This window comes from Marinitenerispora sediminis (genome assembly GCF_003336425.1).
GTDB classification, from domain to species: domain Bacteria; phylum Actinomycetota; class Actinomycetes; order Streptosporangiales; family Streptosporangiaceae; genus Marinitenerispora; species Marinitenerispora sediminis.
This window is the reverse complement of record NZ_QEIO01000399.1, coordinates 1-331: the sequence shown is the minus strand read 5'-3', so window position 1 is coordinate 331 and position 331 is coordinate 1. Positions and strand designations below refer to the sequence as shown.

Below are 331 nucleotides of genomic sequence, written 5' to 3'. Positions count from 1 at the left end.
GAGGTCGAGCTGGTCGCGCCACATGTTGCGCTGGTCGCGCTCCATGGTGTCGCGGGCCTGCCGGGCCGCCTCGTCGGCCGCGGTGACGGCGCGGTCGTGACGGGAGACCGTCTCCCGCCGGATGTTCGCGTCACGCTGCTCGGTGCGTGCGTCGCGTTCGGCGGTGCGGGCGGCCTCCTTCGCCGCCTCGCGGGCCCGCTCGGCGTCCTGCTCGGCCTGGTGGCGGGCGTCTTCGGCGGCCTTCTCGATCCGGGCGGCCTCGCGCTCGGCCTCGGTGGCGTCCGAGCGCAGCCCGGCCGCCTCCTCGCGCGCGCTCCGCTGCCGGTCCGGT

1 protein-coding gene is annotated in these 331 nt (G+C 77.6%); it reads right to left on the bottom strand.

Features of this window, described 5'->3' with window-relative positions; genetic code table 11:
- On the bottom strand, window positions 1-331 hold a 331-nt coding region (locus DEF28_RS27855), incomplete at both ends, for a hypothetical protein (protein ID WP_374058247.1).